Below are 360 nucleotides of genomic sequence, written 5' to 3'. Positions count from 1 at the left end.
TCCAGGTAGCCCTGCCATATTTAACCTAACGTTCTATTCTCTCGAATAAACGGTAAGTTATGCGGAAGTGGCGGAATTGGTAGACGCACCAGATTTAGGTTCTGGCGCCGCAAGGTGTGAGAGTTCAAGTCTCTCCTTCCGCACCATTCTCTCCCTCTCTTTTGAGACAGCGAGAGCGGCTTTGAAAAAAGCCAGTTGTGAATAGCAATAAATTGTAGGGCTATCGCCAAGCGGTAAGGCAGCGGCTTTTGATGCCGCCATTCCCTGGTTCGAATCCAGGTAGCCCTGCCACCTTTTCAAGGTGGCGATTATCATGTATAGTCGTCAGCCTGTAAAAAACGGCTACGTAGCTCAGTTGGT

The 360-nt window shown here is 49.2% G+C and carries 2 tRNA genes; both read left to right on the top strand.

Annotated features, from left to right (window positions below):
- Positions 1-61 precede the first annotated feature (61 nt).
- Positions 62-146, top strand: a tRNA-Leu gene (locus tag EDI28_RS26695).
- Between the two features lie 70 nt (positions 147-216).
- Positions 217-291: transfer RNA gene (locus EDI28_RS26690), tRNA-Gln, on the top strand.
- The last annotated feature ends 69 nt before the right edge of the window (positions 292-360 follow it).

Origin of the sequence: Photobacterium chitinilyticum (genome assembly GCF_004104355.1) — a bacterium.
GTDB classification, from domain to species: Bacteria; Pseudomonadota; Gammaproteobacteria; order Enterobacterales; family Vibrionaceae; genus Photobacterium; species Photobacterium chitinilyticum.
The sequence above is the reverse complement of the archived record's forward strand: the minus strand, read 5'-3'. Positions and strand labels throughout refer to the sequence as shown.